General features: G+C 68.9%; 5 protein-coding genes and 2 pseudogenes. All 7 read left to right on the forward strand.

Annotated elements, in window-relative coordinates; all coding sequences use genetic code 11:
- Positions 1-346: pseudogene (locus ACLEQD_RS37950) on the forward strand (hypothetical protein); the annotation flags it as partial.
- Between the two features lie 150 nt (positions 347-496).
- Positions 497-1,081 (forward strand): imm11 family protein, encoded by a 585-nt coding sequence (locus tag ACLEQD_RS37955; RefSeq protein WP_410390734.1) that lies wholly within the window; start codon positions 497-499, stop codon positions 1,079-1,081.
- Positions 1,082-1,133: 52 nt separating this feature from the next.
- Complete coding sequence (locus ACLEQD_RS37960) at positions 1,134-2,366, forward strand: AHH domain-containing protein (protein ID WP_410390735.1); 1,233 nt, start codon at positions 1,134-1,136, stop codon at positions 2,364-2,366.
- Entirely contained in the window at positions 2,359-2,943 is a 585-nt protein-coding gene (locus ACLEQD_RS37965) for an imm11 family protein (protein ID WP_410390736.1), read from the forward strand. Before ACLEQD_RS37960 ends, ACLEQD_RS37965 begins: the two co-directional genes overlap by 8 nt.
- A gap of 145 nt (positions 2,944-3,088) precedes the next feature.
- Positions 3,089-3,265 (forward strand): annotated as a pseudogene (locus ACLEQD_RS37970) (GNAT family N-acetyltransferase); the annotation flags it as partial.
- A gap of 113 nt (positions 3,266-3,378) precedes the next feature.
- A complete protein-coding gene (eis, locus tag ACLEQD_RS37975; RefSeq protein WP_410390737.1) occupies positions 3,379-4,194 on the forward strand; it encodes an enhanced intracellular survival protein Eis in 816 nt (271 codons plus the stop codon).
- A gap of 76 nt (positions 4,195-4,270) precedes the next feature.
- A partial coding sequence (locus ACLEQD_RS37980) for an NAD-dependent epimerase/dehydratase family protein (RefSeq protein WP_410390738.1) occupies positions 4,271-4,385 on the forward strand: 115 nt, incomplete at its 3' end.

Genomic DNA, 4,385 nt, shown 5'->3' on the forward strand with positions numbered 1-4,385 from the left:
CCCCCGGACCAGCGCGGCGCCCGAGACAAGCGCGGCGCCGCGAGCGCAGGAGACGCCTCCGAAGCGGCCGGCCCGTGCCCAGGCGCGCCCGGCGAAGGGCGGTTCGGGGGCGCTGACGGTGGGAGGTGAGGGGGCCTTGCGCGCGGTGGTCATCATCGACGGTGAGCGCCGGGGCCACGCGCCGCTGCTCCTCGAGCTCCCCTTGGGCGAGCATGTCCTGGAACTCAAGACCCCCGATGGCCACCAGATTGGCCCGGAGCGGATCCAGCTCACCGAGTTCCACACCCCCGCCTCCCCGCTGCGCTGGGTCGTCCCCCTGGCGCGAGGTTCATCCGAGACACGGTAGGCACGGAGCGCGATGGCGGCGCGCGCTCCCTGCTCGCGTCGACTGCACGGACAAGAATCTGGGTTGCGCTGGTGGACGTCCTGGCGGCCATCGCAAAAGACCTGACAACCGCTGGCACCCGCTTGCGCAAGCTCATCACAAGGAATCCCGATGCCTGACGCGATGAAACGGCGGTTCTTCGAACTAGACATCGATGTGTATGTGCCGGGGCGCTGGTATTTCAAGACATCGACCTACCTCGACGGGCAGCCACTGGATGACCCTTGGGTGTTTACGCGTGGGATGCCCATTCCCGATCCAGGCCCGCTGCATATTCCGCTCTCCCGTCCAGGAAAGCCCCTGGACTTCACGTCCGCTGGCGTAGGGGTCACGCCCATCCTCAGTGCTCGGACGGCTGATGTGTTCCGCACCTTGGCCTCTAATGACGTGCAGCTCTTCCCGGTACAGGTCGAGGGACAAGTCGAGCCCTATTTCCTCCTGGTCGCGGCGCGCACGGTCCGATGCGTTGATGAGGCCGCAAGTGAAGAGTTCAAGCTGTGGACTCCTGAGGACGGGCAGCCCGAGAAGGTCGGGGGATACAAGTACGTCGCCGGGCTGCGTATCGACAAAACAAAGGTCGCTGACGAGCGCGTGTTCCGCCCGTGGGGACTTCGGTCCGCGCTCATCGTCGATGGCGACCTCAAGGACGCCCTGGAACAGACCGGCATCAAGGGAGGACGGTTCGTCGAGGTGTAGAACGCGGGCCCATGGAACCTGGTCCAATCTTCCTCAAGGTTTGTGAGGGCACATGAGGCTCTGGGCAATGGCCGTGCTGCTGTGGCTTGCAGCGGGCTGCGCGACGACGCGCGTGGTGAACCTCGACACGGGCCGGGGCCGGCCCATCGCGTATACGCCGGTGGAGACGGAGCCGGTCCGGATTGACGAGGAGGCGTTCAAGGACGCCGTCACCCGGCTCGTGCTCGAGCTGAAGCTGGACGTGTCGTTCCGGGAGTCCAGCGGGCGCTCACTGCTCGCGTCCGCGGGCGGCATCGTCGACGGCGCCCGAGGCCGGCAGCAGGTGCTCCGCTTGAGCGATGACTTCCCCGTGGACCCGATGGAGCGGCGGAGGATGGCGCTCTCGTTCGCGCTCGATGCGGTCTGGGAAGGGGTGGCGGAGGCGATGGAGGAGTTGATGGACCCGGCCGCGCTGCGAGCCATGGTGACGACGATGATTGGCACGGCGATGGTGATGCTGGTCGCACCGGAGCCCGTCACGAAGCTGGTCGCGGTGGTTCTGACGGCATCGCTCATCGCGTATCTGGGCACGGGGCCGGTGTGGAACCTGGGGCAGGGCTTCCTGCGGCTGATGGATGAATCGCGGGACGCCCGGGATGTGGCCGGGCTGAAGGAGGCGGGGCATCGCTTCGGGCGGGTGCTCGGGAGCAACGGGGCGCGGGTGCTGGTCATCGTCGCGATGACGGCGCTGGGCGGCAGGAACGCGATGGCCGCGCAGGGGCCTCGGATGCCGGGCTTCCCGCAGGCTGCGTTGAGTGCGGAGGCCGGAGCTGGGTTCCAGTTGTCGCGGGCGCTGGCCGGTGAGGTGCGCTCCATCTCCGTGTCGTCCGCCGGAGTGCTCAACGTCACGTTGGCTCCCACGGCGGTGGCGGCTGTCGCCATGGGGCCCGGGGGTGGAATCCAGGGTGACCCTGAAGGCGACGTCCATCACATCTGCACGGACAAGAACGAGGTGTCGGAGCTGTCGGGTGGACCGTGGACGCCCGTCTTCGAACCGTTCTTCGAGCAGGCAGGAATGAGCCTCAATGACACGGCGAACCTGGTGCGAATCAACGGGCATCGAGGACCTCATCCGGCGGAGTACCATCAAGCCGTGCTCAACCGGATCAGCAAGGCCATGGGGAAGTGCAGAGGCGTCGCGCAGTGCCGGACCGCGTTGATGGACGTCCTGACCGCCATCGCGGAAGAACTGACGACCGCGGGCACCCGCATGCGAAAGCTCATCACCCGGGATCCCGATGCCTGAAGTGAAGGAACGACGGTTCTTCGACCTGCTCATTGACGTGTACGTACCGGGACGCTGGTACTTCAAGACGCCGACCCATGCTGACGGTCAACCTTTGGAGGACCCTTGGGTGTTCTCGGATGGGGTGCTCATTCCCGATCCAGGCCCGCTGCGGGTTCCGCTCTCCCGTCCTGGGAAGCCCCTGGACTTCACGTCCGCAGGCGTAGGGCTCACGCCTGTTCTCAATGCCAGGACGGCTGGGGTTTTTCGCGCGCTGGCCCCCAACGACGTGCAGCTCTTTCCCGTGCAGGTCGAGGGCCAGAACGAGCCCTATTTCCTTCTGGTCGTCACGCGCACCGTCCGCTGCGTTGATGAAGTGGCGAGTGAGGAGGTCCAGTTCTGGAGACCTGAAGACGGTCAGCCCGAGAAGGTAGGGGAATATCGAGACATCGGTGGGTTGCGCATCGAAAAGGGGAAGGTCGCTGACGAGCGCGTGTTCCGCCTCTGGGGATGGCGGCCCGCGCTCATCGTCGATGGCGAGCTCAAGGCCGCCCTTGAACAGGCCGGCATCGTGGGAGGACAGTTCGTCGAGGTCTGAGCCTTCCCGCCCTCCATCCGCTGCGCCATGCTGCGCCGCCTGAAACCAGCAAGGGGGATGCGGGATGGAGACGGAAGCGTACGGACCTCCGAGGGATGAGCAGGAACTGGCCGCCATCGCGGACATCACCGCGCAGGCGTTCGCCATGCCGCTCGCGGACTCCGAGACCGGGGTGCGCAAGAACTTCTCCGAGTCCTCGCTGCGCATCCTGCGCGTGAACGGCGAGGTCGCCGCCACCCTCACCCTCATCCGCATGGGCCAGTTCCTGGGGGGCCGCTCCGTGCCCCTCATCGGCGTGGGCGGCGTGGGCGTCGCTCCCGCGCACCGGGGCGCGGGCGCCGCCACGCGCCTCTTCCATCACTTCCTGCGGGAGATGCGCGACGGGGCGCCCCCCTCTCCGTCCTCTACCCCGCGACGCAGCCGCTCTACCGGCGCGTGGGCTACGAGGTCGCTGGCGCGCGCTATGAAATCCACGTCGACGCGGCCTCGCTGGAGCTGGGGGAGCGCTCCCTGTCCCTGCGCCCCCTGCGCCCGTCCGACGACGCGGCGGTGGAGGCCTGCTACCGGCGCTTCGCCGCCCAGCACCACGGCTGGCTGGACCGGGGGGACTACATCTGGCGGCGCGTGCGCACGCCCCGCAACGACACCGCCTACGGCTACGTCGTGGAGGGGACCTCCGGCGTGGAGGGCTACGTGTACCTCGTGCGCGGCCTCTCACCCCAGGGCGCCGTGCCCAGGCAGGTCCTGAAGCTGACCGACCTCACCGCCACCACGCCCGCCGCCGCGCGCCGGCTCTTGCGCTTCCTGGGCGACCACCGCTCCCTGGCCCAGGACGTGATGTGGTTCGGCGGCGCGGACGAGCCGCTCCTCGCGCTGCTGCGCGAACAGACCTACCAGGTGAAGCTCTCCATGCACTGGATGACGCGCCTGCTGGACGTCCCCCGGGCCCTGGAGGCGCGCGGCTTCGCCCCCGGCCTGTCCGGCGCGCTCCACCTGGACGTGGAGGACGACCTCTTCCCGGAGAACCAGGGGCGCTTCGTGCTGGAGGTGGAGGGCGGCACCGCCCGCGTCCGCCCGGGCGGCGAGGGCCACCTCCAACTGCACGTGCGCGCCCTGGCGCCGCTCTACACCGGCTTCCTCACGCCCCGCGCGCTCCAGCTCGCCGGGATGCTGCGCGCGGAGGAGGCCTCGCTCGACACGGCCAGCGCCCTGTTCGCGGGGCCGGCCCCCTCGCTGCGCGACATGTTCTGACCTTCGGGGCGCGGGCTACCCCGCGCCCCGCCGGGAGTGGTAGGAGCGGCGTCCTCTGTCCGAGGAGGCTTCACACGTGCGCGCGTTCGTCACCGGTGGCTCGGGGTTCGTCGGGAAGCACCTGCTCACGGCGCTCGCGAAGCGCGGGGAGCCGGCGCGCGCGCTGGCCCGCTCCCCCAGCGCCACGGAGG

The sequence above is a fragment of the Corallococcus sp. 4LFB genome (assembly GCF_046520365.1).
GTDB lineage: Bacteria > Myxococcota > Myxococcia > Myxococcales > Myxococcaceae > Corallococcus > Corallococcus caeni.

What these genes read in the sequence shown, in the direction of transcription:
- ACLEQD_RS37955 (WP_410390734.1), top strand. Translation starts at nt 497, where the DNA reads ATGCCTGACGCGATGAAACGGCGGTTCTTCGAACTAGACATCGATGTG.
- ACLEQD_RS37960 (WP_410390735.1), top strand. Translation starts at nt 1,134, where the DNA reads ATGAGGCTCTGGGCAATGGCCGTGCTGCTGTGGCTTGCAGCGGGCTGC.
- ACLEQD_RS37965 (WP_410390736.1), top strand. Translation starts at nt 2,359, where the DNA reads ATGCCTGAAGTGAAGGAACGACGGTTCTTCGACCTGCTCATTGACGTG.